Here is a 21,153-nt window from a genome sequence, read left to right as displayed (position 1 = left end):
GCGCTAGTAGGCGCGTTCGACGCAGAAATCGACGACATTCTCCAGCGCGGTGCGGTGCGCATTGTCCGGCAGGCTTGCGAGCGCGGCGCGGGCGGTATCGGCGTAGCCCCGGGCGCGGATGAGCGTGTCCGACAGCGCGTCATGGGCGGATAGAATTTCAACCGCCCGCTCCAGGTCGCCGTCCCGCTGGTCCAGATCCTCGAGGGTGCGCTTCCAGAAGGCCTGCTCTTCGTCATTGCCCCGGCGCAGCGCCAGGACGATGGGCAAGGTGATCTTGCCTTCACGGAAGTCGTCGCCGACGCCCTTGCCGAAGGCCTTGTCGGTCGCGGAATAGTCGAGATAGTCGTCGACCAGCTGGAAGGCGATCCCGAGATTGCCGCCATATTGTTCGAGCGCGGTTTCGTCGTTGCTGTTCCGGGCCGCGATATGTCCGCCGACCTGACAGGCGGCCGCGAACAGGGCCGCCGTCTTCGACCGGATGACGTAGAGATAATCCTCTTCCGTTGTCGCCGTGTCATTGGCCGTCGTGAGCTGTGCCACTTCGCCCTCGGCGATGACCGCGCTGGCATTGGCCAGGATGTCGAGCACCTTGAGGGATTCGCTTTCGACCATGAGCCGGAAGGACCGGCTGAACAGGAAGTCACCGACCAGCACGCTGGCCTGGTTACCCCACACGGCATTGGCCGTGTCGCGCCCGCGCCGAAGATCGGATTCATCGACCACGTCGTCATGCAGGAGCGTGGCGGTATGGATGAACTCGACGGCGGCTGCGAGGCCGATATGCTTGTCGCCGTCGTAACCGCACAGCCGCGCGCTGGCCAGGGTGAGCAGGGGCCGGAGCCGCTTGCCGCCGGCGGCGACGAGATGGCCGGCCAACTCGGGGATCAGCGGGACATCGGACTGCATGTGGTCGACGATGAGCTGGTTTACCCGGGCAAAATCCGAAGCGCACAGATCACGCAAATCGTCGAGCGCGTTCGGCGCTCCCTTCGACGGCGACCCCTCCAGACGGGCAATGACGGCCACGACAGGTTCTCCAAGATTGTTTGCCGGATGGCTGGTCGGCGCAGCAAGAATGTCCACGCCAGCGGCGTGCGGCGAGCATATGATGTTTGATAGGGGCGTCAAGTAAGGTGCCGACCACATTACCGCGACGGGACGGAGCGAAGCTTGCGCGAATTGTTGAGGACGAACGATCATGTCGCCCTGTCGCTGGCGATGGCGTTGTTGAAGGATGCCGGTATCGAATGCGTCATGTTCGACACGCACGCCGCAATCATCGAGGGCAGTATCTCCGCCATCCAGAAGCGCATGATGGTGCTCGATGAAGACTATGGTGTGGCCCGCGAGTTGCTGGTGGGCGCGGAACTGCTTGATTCCCGGCCATCCCGCGCGGCGCCCCGGGACGGGCCGGCGTGACAGCGGCGGCGGAAACCACGGACCGATTGCTCGGCGGGCGTGTCGAAATCAGACAGCCCGGCGCCGGTTTCAGGGTCTCGGTCGATGCGGTCCTGCTGGCGGCGGCTGTGGCGCTTGACCCCGGGCAGCGCGCGCTCGACATCGGCTCCGGTGCGGGCGGTGCGACGCTATGTCTCGCATCGCGCCTGCCCCATGGCGACGTACTCGGGATCGACCGGGACGCGCGGATGACCGGCTATCTGCGCGCGAATATTTCGGCAAACGGTTTTGACGGACGCGTCGGGGCCGAGACCCTGGATGTTGCCGGCGGCGTGCCCGACCATTTGCGTGGCACGTTCGATCACACCTTTTCCAACCCGCCCTACCTGCCGGTCCACCGCGCGGACAAGCGCACGATCGGGGATGCGGCCGGCGCGGCGACGATCGAATCCGTGCCGTTCGAAGACTGGCTGGGGTTCATGGCGGCTTGTACGAGGCCGAAGGGGCGGCTGACGATTGTCCACCGTGCCGACCGGCTCGAGGAACTGCTGACCGCCTTTGCCCGATGCAGCGGCGAGATCAGGGTGCTGCCGATCTGGCCGCGCGCGGGCGCCCCGGCGAAGCGGGTCATCATCACCGGGCGGGTTGGCGTGCACGCGCCGACTGCGCTTTGCCCCGGCCTGGTCCTGCACGGGCCCGACGGCGGCTACGCACCCGAGGCGCGGGAGATTATCGAAGCCGGCGGCGGGCTGGGGTTCGGGGCGGCGCCCGGGTAGGCACAACCCCGGCGGCGCGCTGCGAACGGTTGGCGGAACCGGCGAAGCTAGTGCTATGAAGCTGCCTGAACGCGTCGCACGGGTGTGACGCGAAGTCATTCGGAAAGCTGGCCATGTTCGGATTTTCGCTCTCAAAGCTGCTCGTTCTGGCCCTCATCGTCGGCGCGGTGATGATCGGATTCCGCCTGTTCGGGCGCGTCGCGTCACAGGGTGCGACAAAGGGCAATTCGAAGGGCGCGGCAAGCAAGCCCGAACCCGACGCGTTCGATACCGAATATGACGCGGAAAGCGATACCTACGTCGTGCGGGACAAGGACGCGAAGCCGGACTGAGCCGCCGGATCGCCGGTGCCGGTTTCGCTGAAAGTTATCGCGCGAATTCGAACCGCGCATTCTCGTTGAATATTGCACACAGAATGTCGTCTCCCGCGCCTTGACCGGGGGTGGGGGCGCTTCTATTTTCCGCCGCGCCGAAAGGCATTGGTGCACCACTTCGGACAATCGCGATCAGCCAGCCCGATGCAGCTCGCTCTGCGGCGTCGCCGCACAGCTTTCAAGACCTGATCCTCACCCTGCAGAGGTTCTGGGCGCAGCATGGCTGTGTCATCCTCCAGCCCTACGATATGGAGGTCGGTGCGGGCACGTTTCACCCCGCGACCACGCTGCGCGCATTGGGTCCGGACCCCTGGCGCGCCGCCTTCGTACAGCCGTCCCGACGGCCGACGGACGGCCGCTACGGCGAGAACCCGAACCGCCTGCAGCATTACTACCAGTTCCAGGTGATCCTCAAGCCGTCGCCGCAGGACAGCCAGGAGCTGTACCTGCAGAGCCTCGGCGCGCTGGGTATCGACCCCAAGTCACACGACATCCGGTTCGTCGAAGACGACTGGGAAAGCCCCACATTGGGCGCCTGGGGCCTGGGCTGGGAAGTCTGGTGCGACGGGATGGAAGTCAGCCAGTTCACCTATTTTCAGCAGGTCGGCGGCTTCGATTGTGATCCCGTGGCGGTCGAACTGACCTACGGCCTGGAGCGGCTGGCGATGTATGTGCAGGGCGTCGAGAATGTCTACGACCTCGATTTCAATGGTGCCGGCACCAAATATGGCGACGTCTTCCTGCGGGCCGAGCAGGAGTTCAGCGCCTATAATTTCGAACATGCGAACACCGAAATTCTGTTCCGGCATTTCGCGGATGCCGAGGCAGAGTGCCACGCGCTGATCGCGCAGGAACTGGCGCTGCCCGCCTATGACCAGTGCATCAAGGCGAGCCACACATTCAACCTGCTGGATGCGCGTGGCGTGATCTCGGTGACCGAGCGCCAGGCCTATATCCTGCGGGTGCGCGAACTGGCGAAGAGCTGCTGCGAAATGTGGCTCCACGCGCAGGCGGGTGGCTGAGCGCAATGGCCGAGCTTCTTGTTGAATTCCTGTCCGAAGAGATTCCCGCGCGCATGCAGCGCCGGGCGGCGGCGGATCTTGAGCGGCTGCTGTCGGCCGCGCTGAAGGACAATAATCTTGCGCATGGGTCGGTTGATGTGCGTGCCACGCCGCGGCGCCTCGCCATCCGGGTCGACGATCTTCCCGAGACGCAGCCGTCGCGCGCGGTCGAGCGCAAGGGGCCGCGCACGGACGCGCCTGAAAAGGCGATCGAGGGGTTCGTCGGGTCGATCGCGATAGCGCTCGAAGACTGCGAGGTCCGCGAGGACAAGAAGGGTTCCTTCTATGTCGCTGTCTGGGAGGAAACCGGCCGGCCGACCCGCGACGTGCTCTCGGAAATTATTCCCGCAGTCGCCAACGACATGCCCTGGCCGAAATCCATGCGCTGGGCGGAGTCGCGTTTTCGCTGGATCCGACCATTGCATGGCGTTCTGGCCCTGTTCGGCGGCGCGCCCCTGTCGGGCGGTCTGGATACGGGCGATGGCATCCTCGCATTCACCGACCGGACGGCGGGTCACAGATTTCACGCGCCCGCGCCTTTCGCGGTCAGGGATTTCGCCGACTACGAGACACGGCTGCGCGACGCCAAGGTTGTCGCGGACTCCGCCGCGCGGGAGCAGTCGATCCGTGAACAGCTTGCCGAGCTGTGTGCGGGTGCCGGTTTTCAGGTGCCCGACGATGAGGGGCTCTACGCGGAAGTGGCGGGTCTCGTCGAATGGCCGCGGGTTCTGATCGGGTCGATCGATCGTGACTTCATGGGACTGCCGGCGGAAGTGCTGGTTTCGTCCATGCGCGAGCATCAGAAATATTTCGGCCTGAAACAGGCCGACGGCGAGATCGCGCCTTCATTTGCGTTTGTTTCGAACATCGAGGCCGATGATCCGGCCGCCGTGGTTGCGGGCAACGAGCGGGTGCTGCGGGCCCGCCTGTCGGATGCCAAGTATTTCTGGGACCAGGACCTCAAATTTCCGCTCGAAAAGATGGGCAAATCTCTCGACGGGATCGTGTTTCACGCCAAGCTGGGCAGCATCGGCGACAAGGTCGGGCGGGTCGAGGCGCTGGCGATGTGGTTTGCCGGGGCGATCCCCGAGGCGAATCCCCAGACGGTCGGGCGCGCCGCGCGTCTCGCCAAGGCGGATCTGGTCAGCGGCATGGTCGGGGAGTTCCCCGATCTGCAGGGCACCATGGGGCGTTACTATGCGACGGCGCAGGGTGAGCCCGGCGACGTGGCGGATGCCATCGCCGAACATTATTCGCCGGCAGGCCCGTCCGACGCCTGCCCGTCGGTGCCTGTAAGCATGGCGGTTGCCCTGGCGGACAAGGTGGACACGCTGATCGGCTTCTGGTCGGTCGACGAAAAACCGACCGGTTCGAAGGACCCGTTCGCGTTGCGGCGTGCGGCGCTCGGCGTGATCAGGATCGTGCTTGAGAACGGTCTGAGGATCAGCCTGCGCGCGGCCTTCGCCGAGGCGCGGGCACATCACAAATGCAATGACGCGGTGATCGATGACGACCTCCTGTCGTTCTTTGCCGACCGTCTCAAGGTCCATCTTCGCGATGACGGCGTGCGCCACGACCATATCGAGGCGGTGATTGAACAGCAGCGCGATGGCGACCTGGTCGAACTGGTCGCGCGTGTACGCGCGCTGGGCGAATTTCTGCAATCGGATGACGGCAACAACCTGCTGGTCGCGTTTCGCCGTGCCGCGAACATCGTGCGCGCCGAAGAAAAGAAAGACGGCACCGAATATGATGGGGCGGCATATGACCCCGGGTTGGGCGGCGACGAACCGATCGAGAGTGCGCTTTGGGACGTATTGACGCGGACCGAAAGCGAAATCGAGGCGGCGCTGGCTGGCGAAGCATTTGAATCCGCCATGAGAAGCCTCGCCGGATTGCGTCAGCCGATCGACGCGCTCTTCAATGACGTGACCGTAAATGTTGACGACTCTGTCGTCAGAGGGAATCGATTGCGCCTGCTCGCGCGAATCCAAGGGGTTATGAACAATGTCGCAGACTTCTCCAAAGTCGAAGGCTGATGGAAACTCGATGAACGCTACAACGGAAAAATGGGTTTACAGCTTCGCGGCCGGGTCTTCCGACGGCAATGCCGAAATGAAGAATCTCCTCGGCGGCAAGGGCGCCAACCTGGCGGAGATGAGCAATCTGGGGCTGCCTGTTCCCCCGGGTTTCACCATCACGACCGACCTTTGCACCCATTACTACGACAATGGGGAGACGTATCCCGACACCCTCGATGCGCAGGTCGAATCGGCGCTGGCGGCGATCGAGAAGGATGTCGGCACGCGTTTCGGTGACGCCGAGAATCCGCTGCTCGTGTCCGTGCGCTCGGGCGCGCGCGCCTCGATGCCGGGTATGATGGATACGGTCCTGAACCTCGGCCTGAACGACACGACGGTGGCGGGCCTGGCGACCCGTTCGGGCGATGCGCGCTTTGCGTTCGACAGCTATCGCCGCTTCATACAGATGTACAGCGACGTCGTTCTGGGCGTCGACCATTACATGTTCGAAGAGGTGCTCGAGCAGCACAAGCTGGACAGCGGCCTGACGCTCGACACCGACCTGTCGGCGGACGACTGGCAGGCCATCGTCACCGAGTTCAAGGCCATCGTCGAGCGGGAGCTGGGCACGCCCTTCCCGCAGGACCCCCGCGTGCAGCTTTGGGGGGCGATCGGCGCGGTGTTCGGCTCGTGGATGAACCAGCGCGCGATTACCTATCGCCGGCTGCAGAACATCCCGGCGGAATGGGGCACGGCGGTGAATGTGCAAGCGATGGTGTTCGGCAATATGGGGGACGATTGTGCGACCGGCGTCGCCTTCACCCGCGACCCGTCGACCGGCGAGAATATTTTCTACGGCGAGTATCTCGTCAACGCCCAGGGCGAGGACGTGGTGGCGGGCATCCGCACGCCCCAGCATCTGACGATTGCGGGCAAGGAACGGAACGGCTCCGACCTGCCGTCGATGGAAGAGGTCATGCCGGAGGTATTCGGTCAGCTGGCCGAGGTCCGCGAGACGCTTGAGGCGCACTACAAGGACATGCAGGACATCGAGTTCACCGTGCAGAGCAACAAGCTCTACATGCTGCAGACCCGCTCGGGAAAGCGGACCGCGGCTGCCGCCGTGCGGATCGCCGTGGAGATGGTGGATGACGGGCTGATCAGCCAGTCCGACGCGATCATGCGGGTCGAGGCCGGACAGCTGGATCAACTGCTGCATCCGCGGCTCGACCCGGACGCGCCCCGCAAGGTTTTGAGCAAGGGCCTTCCGGCGTCGCCGGGGGCGGCATCCGGACGAATCGTGCTCAGCGCCGATCTCGCCGAAGATATGGCGCAGAAGGGCGAGGACGTTATCCTGGTGCGGATCGAGACCAGCCCGGAGGACATCCATGGGATGCACGCGGCACGCGGCATCCTGACGACCCGTGGCGGGATGACCAGCCACGCGGCGGTTGTGGCCCGCGGTATGGGACGCCCATGTGTTGCCGGCGCCGGCGAGATCAACGTGGATTACGACAAGGGGCAGGTGCGTGTCGGCGAACGCACGCTCGAAGCGGGGGACCGCATCACGATCGACGGCGCGACGGGTGAGATCATCGATGGCGAAGTGCCGACGATCGAGCCTGAATTGTCCGGCGACTTTGCGAAATTGATGACATGGGCGGACGGGATCCGGCGGCTCAAGGTACGCACCAATGCCGAAACCCCGGTGGATGCCAAGACGGCCCGGGATTTCGGGGCCGAGGGCATCGGGCTGTGCCGGACCGAGCACATGTTTTTCGACCCCGAGCGGATTGTCGCCGTGCGGCGCATGATCCTGGCCGAAGATGTGACGGGCCGCCGCGCCGCGCTGGACGAGCTCCTGCCGTTCCAGCGGCAGGATTTCGTCGAATTGTTCAACATCATGGCGGGCCTGCCGGTCACGATCCGGCTGCTCGACCCGCCGCTGCATGAATTCCTGCCGAAGTCCGATGAAGAGATTGGCGAGGTGGCGCGCGCCGCCGGGCGTGATCCGCAGGCGATGACCGACCGGGCGACCCAGTTGCATGAATCGAATCCGATGCTGGGGCATCGCGGTTGTCGGCTCGGCATCACCTATCCCGAAATCTACGAGATGCAGGCCCGGGCGATTTTCGAGGCCGCCGTGATCGTCGCGAAGGATTCCGACGAAACGGTATTGCCCGAAATCATGATCCCGCTCGCGGCGACGCGAAAGGAAATCGATATTCTCAAGGCGTCGATTGATCAGGTCGCGGAGGCCGTGTTCGGGGAAACGGGCACGCGCGTCGAGTATCAGGTCGGTACCATGATCGAGCTTCCGCGCGCGGCGTTACGCGCTGCCGAGATTGCCGAATCCGCCGAATTCTTCAGTTTCGGGACCAACGACCTGACCCAGACGACGTTCGGTATCAGCCGCGACGATGCGTCAAATTTTCTCAACGATTACGAGCGTCAGGGCATCATCGAAATCGACCCGTTCGTGTCGATCGACGTCGACGGGGTCGGCGAACTGGTGTCGATAGCGGCCGAACGGGGGCGCGAGACACGTCCCGATATCAAACTCGGTATCTGTGGTGAGCATGGCGGCGATCCTGCTTCGGTCAAATTCTGTGACCGGACCGGGCTGGACTATGTGTCCTGCTCTCCCTACCGGGTTCCGATTGCGCGCCTGGCGGCGGCGCAAGCCAGCGTCGAAGCCGGCGCGGAACCCAAGGCCTAATCGCCTTTCAGGCCTGACCGGGCCTCTTTTCAGGTACTATAAACGCAAAAGCCGCGCCCGGAAGGGGCGCGGCTTTGTTGTTTTGGGGTCCGGAATCGGCGCTATTCGGCGGCGACTGCGTCTCCGGACACCTCGGTCGGTTTGTCGTGGTTACGCTCGGCAAACAGCCAGCGGAAGAAGGCGACCATTGCCTCACCACGCTCGTGTTCTGCCTGGCGCAAGATCTCCACATCCGACTGGAAAGTGTTGAGGTTTTTCATCGTGTGACTCCTACGCTCGGGTTAATCGTTGTGCCCCACATATCTAGGTCAGCAATAGTGGTACATCAAGATATGTATTATGCAAAATATGCATATCTGGTGACGATATATGAACGTAGTTTGCTAAAAATACGTTAATTTATTCCAAACAGGAACATTAACGGGCCGGTGAAACACCTGGCGCGATCAAGGGTTCGCCGCCGACGGTCAGCTGTTGGCCCCCGGATTCCAGGGCGTCGAGGCGAATGGAGATCAGTAGATGATCGCCACTGCGCGATCGTATATCGCCGACTTTCTGGTCCCCCAGGAGGACATCCGTGCCGGGGATCTGGGACGCGTGGGTGGCTTTGAAGGCTGCAAGTCTGCGCTTTACGAGGCCGCGATATTTCGTCCGGGCCGTCAATTCCTGGCCCATGTAGCAGCCCTTTTCCCAATCGATCCCGTTCAGCGCGTCGAAATTGGATTCGAGGAGTGTTGATTTCTCGATATCCATATCGCGGGAGCCGTCGGGTACCTCCAGAGAGATGCGCAATGCGTCGTAGGTATCGAAATCCGCTTCCGCGATGCCGGCCCGGGTCAACCAATCCGGGGTTTCCACGTCGGGTCCGATCAGGCGACATCCCAGCGCAGGGGCGCGGGGGTCAGTAAAGGCCAGCCCCTTGGTTACCCGATCGTTCAGGGCGATCGGGGCGGTTTGCCCGGCCACCGGCGACAATCCCAGTGCATCGTGGGCGCCTTCGCCCAGAATCGCGAAAACACCGAGATCGTCGCGCGGTTCGAGCTGGACGTCTGCACGAAGCCTGAACCGCGAAAGCCGCTGGATCAGGTCAGCGCCACGCCCGGCCTCGCAGTCCAGCAACAAGCCGTCCCCAAACTGGGCGACGAAAAAGTCGTGCAGATACTTCCCCTGGGGCGTCAGCAGGGCGCTGTACACGGACAACATGGCCGAGACCCGGTCCATGTCCTGCGACACCAGTCCCTGCAGGAATGTCCGGTTGTCGGCGCCACTGATCGCGACGACATCGCGCGGCAGTTTGACGGAGAAAATGGTCATGAGACGTCTCTCGCGGCCGGCGGCGGCCAAGCGTTGTTCATCGGGATCGAATTGATAATTGGCTTGTCGCGCCGGTCTGGCAAGGCGCGCGCGCATTCTTTTTTCAGCAAGAATTGGCACGGAGCTGGGCACACGGGTATAAGCCTCATCGTCATGCGAATACTCTATGTCGGTCCCAACCGGATTGGCGATGCCGTCCTCTCCTCGGGTTTGCTGAGCTTCCTGAACAGGAACTTTCCCGACGCGCGATTCACCGTCGCCTGTGGCGCTTCGGCTGCGCCCCTGTTCGAGGAGCTTCCGGGCCTCGAACGCCTGATCCCCATGCACAAGAAACCGCGCGCCGGCCATTGGCGGTCGCTCTGGCGGCAGGTTGCCGGCCATCGCTGGTCGCTCGTTGTGGACCTGCGGCGTTCAATCATTCCCTGGACGGTCATGTCGTCACGCCGCGCGGTGGCACCCCCGCGCTCGCAGCATGATGAACATGCGGTCGTTTCGTTCGCGCGGACATTGGGTCTGTCGGAGAATCCGCCGATCCCGCACCTTTGGACCGGCGAGAAACATCGGGCTGCGGCTGCCGAACTGTTACCGGCGGAAACGCCGGTCATCGCTGTCGCACCGACGGCGAACTGGCGGGGCAAGACCTGGCCGGCGGATCGGTTCGTCGAAACCCTCCAGCGATTAACGGGTATCGCCGGACCTGACGCAGACACGATCCTGCCGGACGCGGCGATTGCCGTGCTCGGCGCCGAGAATGAGCGTGATGCGGCGATGCCGGTGCTCGATGCCATCCCGGCGGCGCGCCGGATCGACCTGGTCGGCACGCAGGACCTGCCGACGATATCGGCCTGTTTGCTGCGCTCGGCGCTGTTTGTCGGCAATGATTCGGGCCTGATGCACATGGCCGCCGCCGCGGGAATTCCGACGTTGGGGCTGTTTGGCCCGAGCCGCACGGAACGCTATGCGCCATGGGGTTCCAGGGCGACATGGGTTGCGACCGAAAAACCCTTCTCCGAACTTGTCGGCGGGGCGGGCTATGATCACCGCACGACCGAAACACTGATGGACAGCCTTTCCGTCGATACGGTCGTCAGTGCATCGGCGCGTTTGTGGCGCCGCGTGGGTGAAGACCGAGAATGACCGATCACGAACATATGCCGCGTTTGTCCGCGCTCGTCGTGGCACACAACGAGGAGGCGCAGCTCGCCGATTGCCTGACCGCGCTCGGCTTCGCCGACGAGATCGTCGTCGTTCTCGACCGATGCACGGACGGGTCCGAAGAGATCGCGCGCGCGCACGGTGCCGTTGTGGAGGCCGGGGCCTGGGAGATTGAAGGCGCGCGCAGGAACCGCGGGATCGATCTCTGCACCGGCGACTGGATCGTTGAAGTCGACGCCGACGAACGCGTGACGACGGATCTGGCGCAGGATATTCGCGAGACGATTGCGCAAGCGCCTTACGGCCATTTCCTGATCCCGTTCCACAATTACGTCGGTGACCGGCTTGTCGAGTTCGGCTGGGGCGCGGCCTGGGGCGTGAGTGCGACGGTCCGCCTGTTCGCCAAGGACCCCGCGCGCGGTCCGGCCAAGATATGGGGCGATCAGCGCATCCATCCCGCCCTGGAGCTCAAGGGCGCTTCGGGACGTTTGACGGCCCCGATGGTTCACTATGTGGACCGCAATATCTCGGACATGATCCAGCGGCTGGACCGTTACACGAGCGCGCGTGCGCGCGATTTGCGCGAATCCGGCGATATCGGCAGTTTCGGACATAATCTGCGGCGGATATTCTCGCGCTTCTGGAAATGCTACGTGGCGCGGCGGGGATATCGTGAGGGTCAGTACGGATTTTTGATTGCATTGATGGCCAGCCTCTACCCGATCCTCAGCTACCTCAAAGCCCATCTGGAGGATGAATAACCTTGCGACTGCTCCAGGCCATGGCGGGTGCAGAAGTGGGGGGCGCGGAGGCGTTTTTCGTCCGGCTGGCGATTGCGTTTGCCAACATCGATATCGAACAGCGCGTGATCATCCGTCGGGATTCGGTCCGCGCGCGTGCGCTGCGCAAGGGCGGGGTGGAGCCGCTGGAATTGCCGTTCGGCGGACGAATGGATTTCCGAACCCGGCCCGCATTGCAGCGTGAGATAGATCGCTACAAACCCGATATCGTCCTGAGCTGGATGAGCCGTGCCAGCTGGGCCACACCCAAATCTGAGGGCCCCGACGGCTACAAACTGGTCGCCCGGCTCGGCGGCTATTACGATCTCAAATATTACCGACACTGTGACTATCTGATCGGCAATACGCCGGAGATTGTCGAGCACATCGCCAAGCAGGGCTTCGACCAGGACCGGATTGTCTATCTGCCGAATTTCGTGAACCCGCCGCAACGCCCCGCGATATCGCGGATCGGCTTCGATACCCCGCTGGACGCACCGCTGTTGCTGGCGATGGGGCGGTTGCATGAAAACAAGGCCTTCGATGTGCTTTTGCGCGCGCTCGCGAAGCTGCCGGACACATGGCTCTGGATCGCCGGTGAAGGCCCCGAGGCGGCCAACCTGTCGAAACTCGCCGCCGAGCTTGGCGTAGATGATCGTGTGCGATTCCTCGGGTGGCGCGACGATTCCGATGCGTTGATGCAAGCCTGCGATATTTTTGTCTGCCCGTCGCGCCAGGAGCCACTGGGCAATATCGTGCTGGAAGCCTGGGCGGCCGGGAAACCCGTCGTGGCCGCTGCGGCCGCCGGGCCTGTCAGCCTGATCGGAGATGATGAGGCCGGTCTTATTGTGCCGGTGGATGATACCGACGCGCTTGCGGCCGGCATCCAGGCGTTCGTCGCCGACCCCGCCAACGCGGCGCGCCTGGCCGTTGAGGGCCGCCGGCGGTATGAAGAAAGTTACACGGAGGCGGCGGTCGTCGCGCAGTATCAGAACTTCTTCGAGCGGGTTTCCTGACGATGTGTGGAATCGCCGGTGTCATGGGAGCTGACGGCTCGACCGCGGATGCAGGCGTATTGCAGCGACTGGTCGACGCGCTGCGGCACCGCGGGCCGGATGGCGAGGGTGCCTATTCGGCGCGCAATGTCGCGTTGGGCCAGACGCGCCTCGCCATCATCGATCTGGAGACGGGCAACCAGCCGCTCTACGAACCGGGCGGGGCGGTCCTGGTGGCGAACGGCGAAATCTACAATTATGTCGAACTGCGGGCGCAGATGGAGGGCGAGGAGTTCTCCACCCAGTCCGATTGCGAACCGCCCCTGCATCTCTACAGGAAATACGGTCTCGATTTCGTAGATCATCTGCGGGGGATGTATGCCATCGCGCTGTATGACCCGATCGAAGGGCAGCTCGTGCTGGCGCGCGACCCGTTCGGCATCAAGCCGCTTTACTACGCCCAGACGGACCGCGGTTTTGCGTTCGCATCGGAACCCCACGCGCTCATCGAATCCGGGATGGTCGCGCCGCGGGTCAATCCGACGGCGTTGTCCGAATTGCTCCAACTCCAGTTCACGACCGGCGCGGAGACGGTATTCGACGGCATCACGCGCGTATTGCCGGGGGAATCGGTCGTCGTGCGCGACGGTCGCGTGGTCGCCCGGCGCCGCCGGTCCGTCCTGCCCTCGGATGGGGTGGCGGACTGGTCGGAGGAAACGGCGCTCGAACTTCTCGATACGGCTTTGCGTGACAGTGTCGAGGTACATCAGCGGTCCGATGTGCCCTATGGGATGTTCCTGTCCGGGGGGGTCGACAGTTCCGCGCTGCTGGCGTTGATGTCGGAGCTCAACAGCCAGCCGGTGCAGGCATTCACAGCGGGATTTGTTGGCACCTCCGTGCCGGACGAGCGCGCCCGCGCGCGCGAACTGGCCAGGATAACCGGTGCGGAGATGACAGACCTGGCGATCGATGCGGACATGTTCTGGCGCGCGTTGCCGAAGATTGCCGCGGCGATGGATGACCCGACGGCTGACTATGCGATGGTGCCGACTTATTTCCTCGCAGAGGCGGTGAAGGCGGCCGGTCTGAAAGTGGTCCTGACGGGTGAGGGGGGCGACGAACTGTTTGCCGGATACGGGCGCTACCGCAGCGCCATGCGGCCATGGTGGCGCGGCGGGCGAACCATGCGCGCGCGCGGCGTCTTCGATGGTCTTGGCGTGCTGCGTGATTCACCCACCGGCTGGCGCGATGGTATCGCTGCCGCGGAGCAGACCGCCGACACCGGCACCTACAGCCGTTTGCAATCAGCGCAGGCGGCGGATTGCGCGGACTGGCTCCCCAATGATCTTTTGATCAAGGTCGACCGCTGCCTGATGTCCCATGGCGTGGAGGGACGCACACCGTTCCTGGACCCGGAGGTTGCGGCGGTCGCGTTTCGCCTGCCGGACCAGCTCAAGGTGCGCGACGGCCGCGGCAAATGGCTTTTGCGCAAATGGCTCGACGGGGTGCTGCCCGAGGCGCGTCCGTTCGAACGCAAGCGCGGTTTCAGCGTGCCGGTCGCCGAATGGATGGAATCCGGCGCGGTGGAGATCGGGCAGCTGGTCGCGTACCAGCCGGGTGTTCTGGAGGTCTGCGACCCGCGCGCGGTGGAAGCGCTTTTTGCCAAGAAGGGCAAGCGCCCGGGCTTTGCCGCCTGGGTGTTGCTGTTTTATGCGCTGTGGCACGCCCATCACATGCTCGGTATCCGCGATGTCGAGAATGTCCGCGACGCGCTCGAGACCGGGCGCCGGGCAGCCTGACAGTGTATCCTGACAGTGCGGCGTGTCAGTGCGTCCTGATCGGGTCGCCGGACAGGGTTGCGCGGCAGCGGAAAATCGAGCGCCGGCGCCGGGTGACGCAGGATTTCTGCAAATAATTCAAACTGTTGTTCACGGGATGGGATGGTCTCCGACTTTTGGCTGACTTCTGCCCCCTGCGGGCCTATATTTTCCGTTCATATTGTGCGCCGCACCCAAGTTTGCCGGCGATAGACTCGTCCGACCATTGTGAAAAAGAAGGGGCCACAGTCGCCCCTCGAGACCGAGGAGAACCACTCATGACCGCATGCATTGTCGGTTGGGACCATCTGAAATTCGGCAAGCGCCCGGATGACGACATCGAGGACATGATCGTCAGCGTGGCCACGGGCGCCATGCGCGATGCCGGGGTCGAACCCAAGGATGTGGACGCGATCTATCTGGGCACGTTTGGCGGCGGTTTCGTGCGCCAGGAATTCCCGGCCTCGCTCGTGTTGCAGGCCCATGAGGATCTGCGCTTCAAACCCTCGACCCATGTCGAGAATGCCTGTGCGACCGGGTCGGCCGCCATCTACCAGGGCCTCAATCATATCGCCGCCAAGCGCGGGCGTATCGTGCTCGTGGTCGGCGTCGAGAAGATGACCGAGGTCAGCGGCGAGGTGCTCGGCGGCATTCTCTCCAAGGCCTCCTACCTGCGTGAGGAATCCGCGTCGAGTTTCGCCGAGATCTTCGGGCAGATCACCGATGCCTATTTCCAGAAATACGGCGACAAGTCCGACGCGCTGGCGATGATCGCGGCGAAGAACCACAAGAATGGCTGCGATAATCCCTACGCCCAGCTGCAGAAAGACCTCGGCTACGAGTTCTGCCGCAACGTGTCCGAAAAGAACCCGGTCGTCGCCGGACCGCTCAAGCGGACCGACTGCTCGCTGGTGTCGGATGGCGCCGCGGCCATCGTGCTGAGCGATGTCGATACCGCGCTGAAGATGGACAAGGCCGTCTATTTCCGTGCCGCCCAGCATGTCCAGGATTATCTGCCCATGTCGCGCCGGACCGTGATCGATTTCGAGGGACCGGCCGAAGCCTTCGCGCGCGCCTTCGACGAGGCCGGTATCTCCATCGGGGATCTCGGGTTCGCCGAGGTCCATGATTGTTTTACCAGCGCCGAGCTCCTGTCTTACGAGGCGATGGGCCTGACCGGGAAGGGCCAGGGCGAGACCGCGATCAAGGAAGGCTGGGTCTATGCCGACGGCAAACTGCCGGTGAACCGCTCCGGCGGTCTCAAGTCCAAGGGACACCCTCTGGGCGCGACCGGATTGTCGATGCATGCCATCGCGTCCATGCAGCTCACGGGCATGGCAGGCGATCTGCAGCTCGACAGCCCCAAACTGGGTGCGGTGTTCAACATGGGCGGGTCGGCGGTCTCCAGCTATGTGTCGATTCTCGAGCCGCTGCGCTAGACCCACGGCACTTCGAACCGGGATTGCGACGACATGAGCGATACATTCAAGGCCGTCCTGCTTGCGCAGGGCGACGATGACAAGGCGTCGTCGTCCGTCACGGATGTCGGCGTTGGCGATTTGCCCGACGGCGATGTGACGGTGGCGGTCGAGTATTCGACCATCAACTTCAAGGACGGCCTGGTCGTGAACGGCAATATCGGCCGCCTGGTAAGGGAGTTTCCCCATGTGCCGGGCATCGATTTCGCCGGGACGGTCGAGACGTCCGACCATCCCGACTATGCCGCCGGCGACAAGGTCGTCCTGACCGGCTGGCGGGTCGGCGAAATTCACTGGGGCGGCCTGGCACAGAAGGCACGGGTGAAGGCCGACTGGCTGGTGCCGCTGCCCGACGGGCTGACGACGCAACAGGCGATGGCGGTCGGGACGGCGGGATTTACATCCATGTTGTGCGTCGATGCGCTGGAGGCGCATGGACTGGCCCCCGACAGGGGAGATGTTCTGGTCACCGGCGGCGCGGGCGGGGTCGGCAGCGTGGCTATCGCCATCCTGGCGAAGCGCGGCTACACGGTCGTGACGTCTTCGGGACGCCGGGAGCTTGACGACTATCTCAAGGGTCTGGGCGCGAGCGAGGTGATCGATCGGGCCGAGCTGTCGGAGGCGGAATCCAAACCCCTGGAGCGCGAGCGCTGGGCGGGCTGTGTCGATGCGGTCGCGGGCAAGACACTCGCGACGGTCCTGGCGCAGATGAAGTATGGCGGTTCGGTCGCGGCCTGCGGGTTGGCGGGTGGCAATACGCTTGAAACCACGGTGCTGCCGTTTCTGCTTCGCGGTGTGAACATCCTGGGCATCGATTCGGTGATGCAACCGAAGGAACATCGCACACGGATTTGGCAGCGGATTGCCGCGGACCTTCCGCTCGACAAGCTCGATGCCATGACGAGTGTGGCGCCACTCGGCGATGTCCCCGATCTCGCAAAGGCGATTCTCAAGGGCGCGTTGCGCGGCCGCACGGTGATCGACGTCAACGCGTGAGGGCGTTCGGGTCGGGGCGGGTAAATCCTCTCTTAACCCGCGGGCGCTAGGTTTGAGCCCAACTGAGGTTGGGTGCATGGTTTCCAGGAACAACAGATGGCAGGTCGGGGCTGCGCTTGGCGCGGCGTTGCTGCTGTCCGCGTGCGAAAACCCATGGCGCGAATATCTGCCGGATTTCGACGGGGTGCTTTCGGCAGGGTGGCTGGAAGATGAGGCGCCGCTGCCGGTGGTCCCGGTCTATTGCTATGACACGATCGGCGCCGCGGATTGCTATGAGGCCCCCCTGGAAGGCGCGGGGAACCGGCTCCGGGGATTCGAAGGCCCGCCGCCGAACATGATGGACGACCGCTAGCGCGTGTTTCGCCGGGCCGCCTGCGACTTGCAACAAACGTAAAATTGTGGCGCTTTTGACCCTCGAACATGCGTACACCCGTGCGCGTGACGGATGAGGTGGAGCGTCGGATGGTGCATTTGGGGCGTCTGGGTCGTGCAACCATGGTTTTCGCGGGTCTTGCCTTTGCGGTGCCGGCCGCGGCCCAAACCGCTGCACCCGAGGGCTATACCGGCACCCTGAACTGGTACCACCAGCAAGCGGAAGCCGGGAATGCCCGCGCCCAGTTCCTCCTTGCGATCAAGTATGAAACCGGGACCGATGTCCGGCAAAACATTGCGCGCGCCGCCGATCTTTACGAGCGGGCCGCGGTCCAGGGATTGACGGATGCGCAGTTCAAGTTCGCGACGTTCCTCGAAACCGGGCGCGGGCGGCCGGTCGACATGGCGGCCGCCGAGGTCTGGTACCGGGCGGCGGCACTTCGCGCGCATCCGTCGGCGCAGTACAATCTCGGTGTCATGCTGCTGAACAGGGCGGAAACCGATGATGCAATGGCCGAAGCCATCTCGTGGCTCCTGCGTGCTAGCCGGGCCGGCCTGACGCCGGCACAGGACCTCACGGCGCGGATTTCACGTCTCCATCCGGCAGACGTGATGACAAATGCACGGATGCTGTCCGAGCTGCCCTTGTCCCCGACCGCCGGTGCGCGCTAGACCATCGAACCGGATTATTGTCTGCAGTTTACAGTGCAGAACTCACCCATCGTTTGGCGACGAGAAACTGATGCGCATCTATCGATGGATTTTTGTCCTTGGGCTGGTGTTCGGCGTGGGGGCTCTCTTTGCCGTGTTCACGAACGAACAGCAAAGCACCGCGCCCAAGCCGGTAAGATCAGGCCAGATCGCGCCTGAAAAGGGTCCCGGGGAATCCGGGTCGGGAAGTCCCGGCAGCCTGGATGAGTCTCTGGACCGGCCGGCGCTCGACCTCGATTCGAATTCCGCGCCTCAGATTATCGTCGATTCCTTCCCTCCCGGCCGCCAGACGCAGTTCGACGATTGGCGTCGAACGGATGAAGCATCCGGGCATTTCGACCGCCTTGCGGTGATCGGTGAGGGCGGCGTGTTGGTCGATCAGAAAATTGTCGGGGCAGAGAATGTTCTGGTGGCGCAAGGGTGGGCCGGCGAACGGCAGGTCGGCATCCGCTACAAGGATGTTCTTCTGGTCATGTGTCGTCTTGTTGTCGCCCGCGCGCAAGTCAGTCAGGACCGTCCCGACGTGGCCGAGGCCGTCCACCCGAATCTGGGCCGGTCGGGTTGGGAGGCGCAGATTGTCGTGGCGGATTTGCCCCTATGCGACGATGATCGGCTTTCTGCCTGGGCTGTTGTTCAGGCCACCCCGCCGTTTCTGGCGCCGCTGATTGGCTCGCACCCGGTCAGAATAAAGAATGATCGCGGCAGCGCGGTGCCCCATGTCTCGGCCCAATCTCCCCTGACCCCCGATTCTTATGATCCGCTGACCGTTGTTCGTGTCGAAATCAAGGCGTCACGGGCGAACCTGCGCACATGTGCAACGACGGCATGCAGCCGTGTGGCGCAGATCGATGGGGGGGTTTATCCGTCCGTTATACTGGACCGTGTGGACGGCTGGTCGCTGATCGCGTTTTCCGACAGGATTGGCTGGCTGTTCGACGATCTCTATGGGGTTGTGAAATAGGCGCGCGCGGCTCTCTCGATTGTCGCGCATTGTTCACTGTGACATCATTGCCGGGAAATCAGCCGATCTCGCTTCTTGCGAAAGCCCGAGTTGTGCGGACCTTCCTTTTTCATTGTGTGGCGGTGTGTCTCGTCATCGCCTACGTCAACACTTTCGTGATCTGGCAGGCGATCAGCAATGTGACATCGAAGGGGTTTCGCGACGCGATACCCTTTGTGGTGATTGTCCTCCTTGTCCTGATCATTGTCGTCTCGGCATGGATGCGGAGCCGACAACGGGGCGCCGTGATCGGCTGGAAGTATATTGCCGCCGCATTGGTCGTTGCGCTCATCGGGCTGGCGTCGACGGACCCCGCGTTTCCCGCGAAACGAATCCATGTACCCCAATATCTGATCCTGACGGTTCTGCTGTCCTTCTCGCTCCCCAAGGGTCTGCGAACCAATCGGACGCTGTTTTTCGTGCTCGTCGCGGCCGCTCTCTACGGTGTTCACGATGAGTTTCTGCAGGGGCTGCACGACAGACGTACATTCGGCGTGCGCGATATGTTCATTAATTTTTGCGGTGCTGGGGCGGGCGCACTCGCGATCCGCGCGTTCACATCGACTGTCGGCAGGCCGGCCCTCGAGGGGGCCGAGTACCGGATGTCGAAGTCCGTTGGAGTCGCGATTGTCCTGATTGTGATCGGTGTCTCGCTGTTTGCCAGCGCTGCCACGGGCTTTCGGTATGACCTTCTTCCCGACTGGACCGTTTTGCCGGCAATTGCCGGCGCGGTCGCGCTGGCCCTCGTGCTGGAACGGCTCCCGTCGGCCGGCGACAGAGCTGCACTTCGACCCATCGTCGTGATTTGTCTCCTGTTTGCGGCCTATCCGGCCGCGATCACTTTTGCGGTGCTGGAATTTGCCTAGGCGCGCCAGGCGGGTCGTGATCATGGCCGCCCTGGCACTTGCGGCATGTACACCCGTTGTCGAGATGGGGGGTGGCTGGCGCGTTCTCGAGGATGCCCCGCAAGTAATTTACCGCGAAGGGGTGCCGCACACGGATGCGCAAGGCCGACCCCGCAACGGGTATGACCCGGAGGTATCCTTCTTTCCCGTCGGGATTTACCACGGGCTTACCGGGACCTTCGGCGAGATAGAGTATGGGTTTGCGCCGCTGGTTGCGGCGGGATTCAACACGGTCGTTGCCTGGGGCGGGTTGAAAAATACCGACGTGCTCGATGCCGCGCGTGATGCCGGCTTGCAGGTCGTGATGTCGTTGCCGAGCGATGAGACCGTGAGATTGGCGAAGGGTCATCCGAATGTCCTGGCCTTCGATGTCGATCACGAACCATCCTTCGATCTGCCGGGGCCCGCGGCGGACGCGCGCGTCGATCGATTTCTGGCGCGCCGCGCGCAGATCAGAGCGATAGATCCCGATCGCGCGGTGTTTGTTGTTGATTCGCCGACGGTCTCGGCGCCGCATCTCGACCTCTGGCGGACCTGGAAGCGCGCGGGAGACGTCGCGTCCTTCTTTTCCTATCCCGTTACGGACTACACGATGGCGACACTGGATGGTCGAGAGGGGGTTGGTCCGGTGACGTCGCTTGCGGTCGAGGCGAGCATTCAGCAAAAGCCCGTCTGGTATGTGGCCCAGGCCTTCGAAAGCCGTTCTTTCGGGTGGTTGATGCCCGACGAACGCCAAGCCCGGTCGATGGCCTATACCGGGCTTGTCCACGGGGCTACGGGCATCATCTGGTTCGGCTTCGACAGCTTCGTCACGCGCAACGGGCTGGTGACCGGGATCGGACCTGAGCCGCTTCCGGCGTATGAAACGATCCTGCCCGGAAGCTTGGTGGGTGCGACGCCGTTTGCGGCAAACAGGGACGTGATCGGCAAGAGCAAGGCGCTGTGGCGCGCCGTCGTGGCGCTCAATCGCGAAATCACGGAACTGCGCGACGTCTGGCTTTCGCCGGCCGCCGCGATCGACCATGTGGTCGACGTTCGTGGTGAGGCAGACAGCGAGACACCCGTTCGCACGGTGCTCAAGGCGATGGGGCCGGACCTGGTCCTGGTGGTGGTAAGTGTTGACGACAGATCGCTGGAGTTTCGGGTGCGGCTCGACGATCCGATCCTGACGATCGACCGACTGGCCGGAGATGCCCGTGTCACCGTCAGGGATGGTCTGGTTATCGGCAGCCTCGATGGATTCGGAACCGCCGTGTTGAAGTTAACGACCGCGGATCGTTAG

The 21,153-nt window shown here is 63.4% G+C and carries 20 protein-coding genes; 17 read left to right on the top strand and 3 right to left on the bottom strand.

Annotation, left to right across the window (positions count from 1 at the left end):
• Nucleotides 1-3: 3 nt before the first annotated feature.
• On the bottom strand, nucleotides 4-963 hold the full coding sequence (locus tag ABJ363_12150; protein ID MEP4379746.1) for a polyprenyl synthetase family protein: 960 nt from the start codon (nucleotides 961-963) through the stop codon (nucleotides 4-6).
• A gap of 207 nt (nucleotides 964-1,170) precedes the next feature.
• Between ABJ363_12150 and ABJ363_12145 the strand changes: the two genes are divergently transcribed.
• The 6 genes from ABJ363_12145 (at nucleotide 1,171) to ppdK (ending at nucleotide 8,349) form a co-directional block, all read left to right on the top strand.
• Nucleotides 1,171-1,419 carry a DUF2007 domain-containing protein gene (locus ABJ363_12145; GenBank protein MEP4379745.1) on the top strand — a complete coding sequence of 83 codons (249 nt, stop codon included), beginning with the start codon at nucleotides 1,171-1,173 and terminating at the stop codon, nucleotides 1,417-1,419.
• Entirely contained in the window at nucleotides 1,416-2,174 is a 759-nt protein-coding gene (locus tag ABJ363_12140) for a methyltransferase (GenBank protein ID MEP4379744.1), read from the top strand. Before ABJ363_12145 ends, ABJ363_12140 begins: the two co-directional genes overlap by 4 nt.
• Before the next feature lie 113 nt (nucleotides 2,175-2,287).
• The gene (locus ABJ363_12135) at nucleotides 2,288-2,506 is read left to right on the top strand and encodes a hypothetical protein (GenBank protein MEP4379743.1); all 219 of its coding nucleotides are present in this window, start codon (nucleotides 2,288-2,290) and stop codon (nucleotides 2,504-2,506) included.
• Between the two features lie 173 nt (nucleotides 2,507-2,679).
• Complete coding sequence (locus tag ABJ363_12130) at nucleotides 2,680-3,570, top strand: glycine--tRNA ligase subunit alpha (GenBank protein ID MEP4379742.1); 891 nt, start codon at nucleotides 2,680-2,682, stop codon at nucleotides 3,568-3,570.
• Nucleotides 3,571-3,575: 5 nt separating this feature from the next.
• Nucleotides 3,576-5,648 carry a glycine--tRNA ligase subunit beta gene (gene glyS, locus ABJ363_12125; protein ID MEP4379741.1) on the top strand — a complete coding sequence of 691 codons (2,073 nt, stop codon included), beginning with the start codon at nucleotides 3,576-3,578 and terminating at the stop codon, nucleotides 5,646-5,648.
• Nucleotides 5,649-5,658: 10 nt separating this feature from the next.
• Complete coding sequence (gene ppdK / locus ABJ363_12120) at nucleotides 5,659-8,349, top strand: pyruvate, phosphate dikinase (GenBank protein ID MEP4379740.1); 2,691 nt, start codon at nucleotides 5,659-5,661, stop codon at nucleotides 8,347-8,349.
• Between the two features lie 101 nt (nucleotides 8,350-8,450).
• Here ppdK and ABJ363_12115 read toward each other — a convergent pair whose 3' ends face one another.
• Both ABJ363_12115 and ABJ363_12110 read right to left on the bottom strand, forming a co-directional pair.
• Entirely contained in the window at nucleotides 8,451-8,609 is a 159-nt protein-coding gene (locus ABJ363_12115; protein MEP4379739.1) for a hypothetical protein, read from the bottom strand.
• Between the two features lie 157 nt (nucleotides 8,610-8,766).
• Nucleotides 8,767-9,663, bottom strand: coding sequence for a folate-binding protein (locus ABJ363_12110; GenBank protein MEP4379738.1), 897 nt, complete (start codon nucleotides 9,661-9,663; stop codon nucleotides 8,767-8,769).
• Between the two features lie 153 nt (nucleotides 9,664-9,816).
• On the opposite strand from ABJ363_12110, the gene ABJ363_12105 reads away from it, so the two are divergent.
• From ABJ363_12105 to ABJ363_12055, 11 genes are all read left to right on the top strand, one after another.
• The gene (locus ABJ363_12105) at nucleotides 9,817-10,800 is read left to right on the top strand and encodes a glycosyltransferase family 9 protein (GenBank protein ID MEP4379737.1); all 984 of its coding nucleotides are present in this window, start codon (nucleotides 9,817-9,819) and stop codon (nucleotides 10,798-10,800) included.
• Entirely contained in the window at nucleotides 10,797-11,579 is a 783-nt protein-coding gene (locus ABJ363_12100; protein ID MEP4379736.1) for a glycosyltransferase family 2 protein, read from the top strand. Before ABJ363_12105 ends, ABJ363_12100 begins: the two co-directional genes overlap by 4 nt.
• 2 nt (nucleotides 11,580-11,581) lie before the next feature.
• Entirely contained in the window at nucleotides 11,582-12,613 is a 1,032-nt protein-coding gene (locus ABJ363_12095; GenBank protein ID MEP4379735.1) for a glycosyltransferase, read from the top strand.
• A 2-nt stretch (nucleotides 12,614-12,615) separates the two neighbouring features.
• On the top strand, nucleotides 12,616-14,391 hold the full coding sequence (asnB, locus tag ABJ363_12090) for an asparagine synthase (glutamine-hydrolyzing) (GenBank protein ID MEP4379734.1): 1,776 nt from the start codon (nucleotides 12,616-12,618) through the stop codon (nucleotides 14,389-14,391).
• Between the two features lie 296 nt (nucleotides 14,392-14,687).
• Entirely contained in the window at nucleotides 14,688-15,848 is a 1,161-nt protein-coding gene (locus tag ABJ363_12085; protein ID MEP4379733.1) for an acetyl-CoA acetyltransferase, read from the top strand.
• A gap of 33 nt (nucleotides 15,849-15,881) precedes the next feature.
• The gene (locus ABJ363_12080) at nucleotides 15,882-16,883 is read left to right on the top strand and encodes an MDR family oxidoreductase (GenBank protein MEP4379732.1); all 1,002 of its coding nucleotides are present in this window, start codon (nucleotides 15,882-15,884) and stop codon (nucleotides 16,881-16,883) included.
• 76 nt (nucleotides 16,884-16,959) lie between these two features.
• Complete coding sequence (locus tag ABJ363_12075) at nucleotides 16,960-17,235, top strand: hypothetical protein (protein MEP4379731.1); 276 nt, start codon at nucleotides 16,960-16,962, stop codon at nucleotides 17,233-17,235.
• A 68-nt stretch (nucleotides 17,236-17,303) separates the two neighbouring features.
• Nucleotides 17,304-17,927 (top strand): tetratricopeptide repeat protein, encoded by a 624-nt coding sequence (locus ABJ363_12070; GenBank protein ID MEP4379730.1) that lies wholly within the window; start codon nucleotides 17,304-17,306, stop codon nucleotides 17,925-17,927.
• A gap of 70 nt (nucleotides 17,928-17,997) precedes the next feature.
• A complete protein-coding gene (locus tag ABJ363_12065) occupies nucleotides 17,998-18,927 on the top strand; it encodes a hypothetical protein (protein ID MEP4379729.1) in 930 nt (309 codons plus the stop codon).
• Between the two features lie 92 nt (nucleotides 18,928-19,019).
• Nucleotides 19,020-19,832, top strand: coding sequence for a VanZ family protein (locus tag ABJ363_12060; GenBank protein ID MEP4379728.1), 813 nt, complete (start codon nucleotides 19,020-19,022; stop codon nucleotides 19,830-19,832).
• 22 nt (nucleotides 19,833-19,854) lie between these two features.
• Nucleotides 19,855-21,153, top strand: coding sequence for a hypothetical protein (locus ABJ363_12055; protein MEP4379727.1), 1,299 nt, complete (start codon nucleotides 19,855-19,857; stop codon nucleotides 21,151-21,153).

The sequence above is a fragment of the Alphaproteobacteria bacterium genome, from assembly GCA_039980135.1.
In the GTDB taxonomy this organism is placed as follows: domain Bacteria; phylum Pseudomonadota; class Alphaproteobacteria; order UBA6615; family UBA6615; genus UBA8079.
Note: the sequence above shows the minus strand (reverse complement) of the source record. Positions and strands in the feature narration are given on the sequence as shown.

Bases quoted from the DNA above. Each gene is read 5' to 3' on its own strand.
- asnB (MEP4379734.1), top strand. From the start codon at position 12,616: ATGTGTGGAATCGCCGGTGTCATGGGAGCTGACGGCTCGACCGCGGAT.
- ABJ363_12135 (MEP4379743.1), top strand. From the start codon at position 2,288: ATGTTCGGATTTTCGCTCTCAAAGCTGCTCGTTCTGGCCCTCATCGTC.
- ABJ363_12070 (MEP4379730.1), top strand. From the start codon at position 17,304: ATGCGTACACCCGTGCGCGTGACGGATGAGGTGGAGCGTCGGATGGTG.
- ABJ363_12075 (MEP4379731.1), top strand. From the start codon at position 16,960: ATGGTTTCCAGGAACAACAGATGGCAGGTCGGGGCTGCGCTTGGCGCG.
- ABJ363_12065 (MEP4379729.1), top strand. From the start codon at position 17,998: ATGCGCATCTATCGATGGATTTTTGTCCTTGGGCTGGTGTTCGGCGTG.
- ABJ363_12085 (MEP4379733.1), top strand. From the start codon at position 14,688: ATGACCGCATGCATTGTCGGTTGGGACCATCTGAAATTCGGCAAGCGC.
- ABJ363_12105 (MEP4379737.1), top strand. From the start codon at position 9,817: ATGCGAATACTCTATGTCGGTCCCAACCGGATTGGCGATGCCGTCCTC.
- ABJ363_12115 (MEP4379739.1), bottom strand. From the start codon at position 8,609: ATGAAAAACCTCAACACTTTCCAGTCGGATGTGGAGATCTTGCGCCAG.
- ABJ363_12100 (MEP4379736.1), top strand. From the start codon at position 10,797: ATGACCGATCACGAACATATGCCGCGTTTGTCCGCGCTCGTCGTGGCA.
- ppdK (MEP4379740.1), top strand. From the start codon at position 5,659: ATGAACGCTACAACGGAAAAATGGGTTTACAGCTTCGCGGCCGGGTCT.
- ABJ363_12110 (MEP4379738.1), bottom strand. From the start codon at position 9,663: ATGACCATTTTCTCCGTCAAACTGCCGCGCGATGTCGTCGCGATCAGT.
- glyS (MEP4379741.1), top strand. From the start codon at position 3,576: ATGGCCGAGCTTCTTGTTGAATTCCTGTCCGAAGAGATTCCCGCGCGC.
- ABJ363_12055 (MEP4379727.1), top strand. From the start codon at position 19,855: ATGGCCGCCCTGGCACTTGCGGCATGTACACCCGTTGTCGAGATGGGG.
- ABJ363_12080 (MEP4379732.1), top strand. From the start codon at position 15,882: ATGAGCGATACATTCAAGGCCGTCCTGCTTGCGCAGGGCGACGATGAC.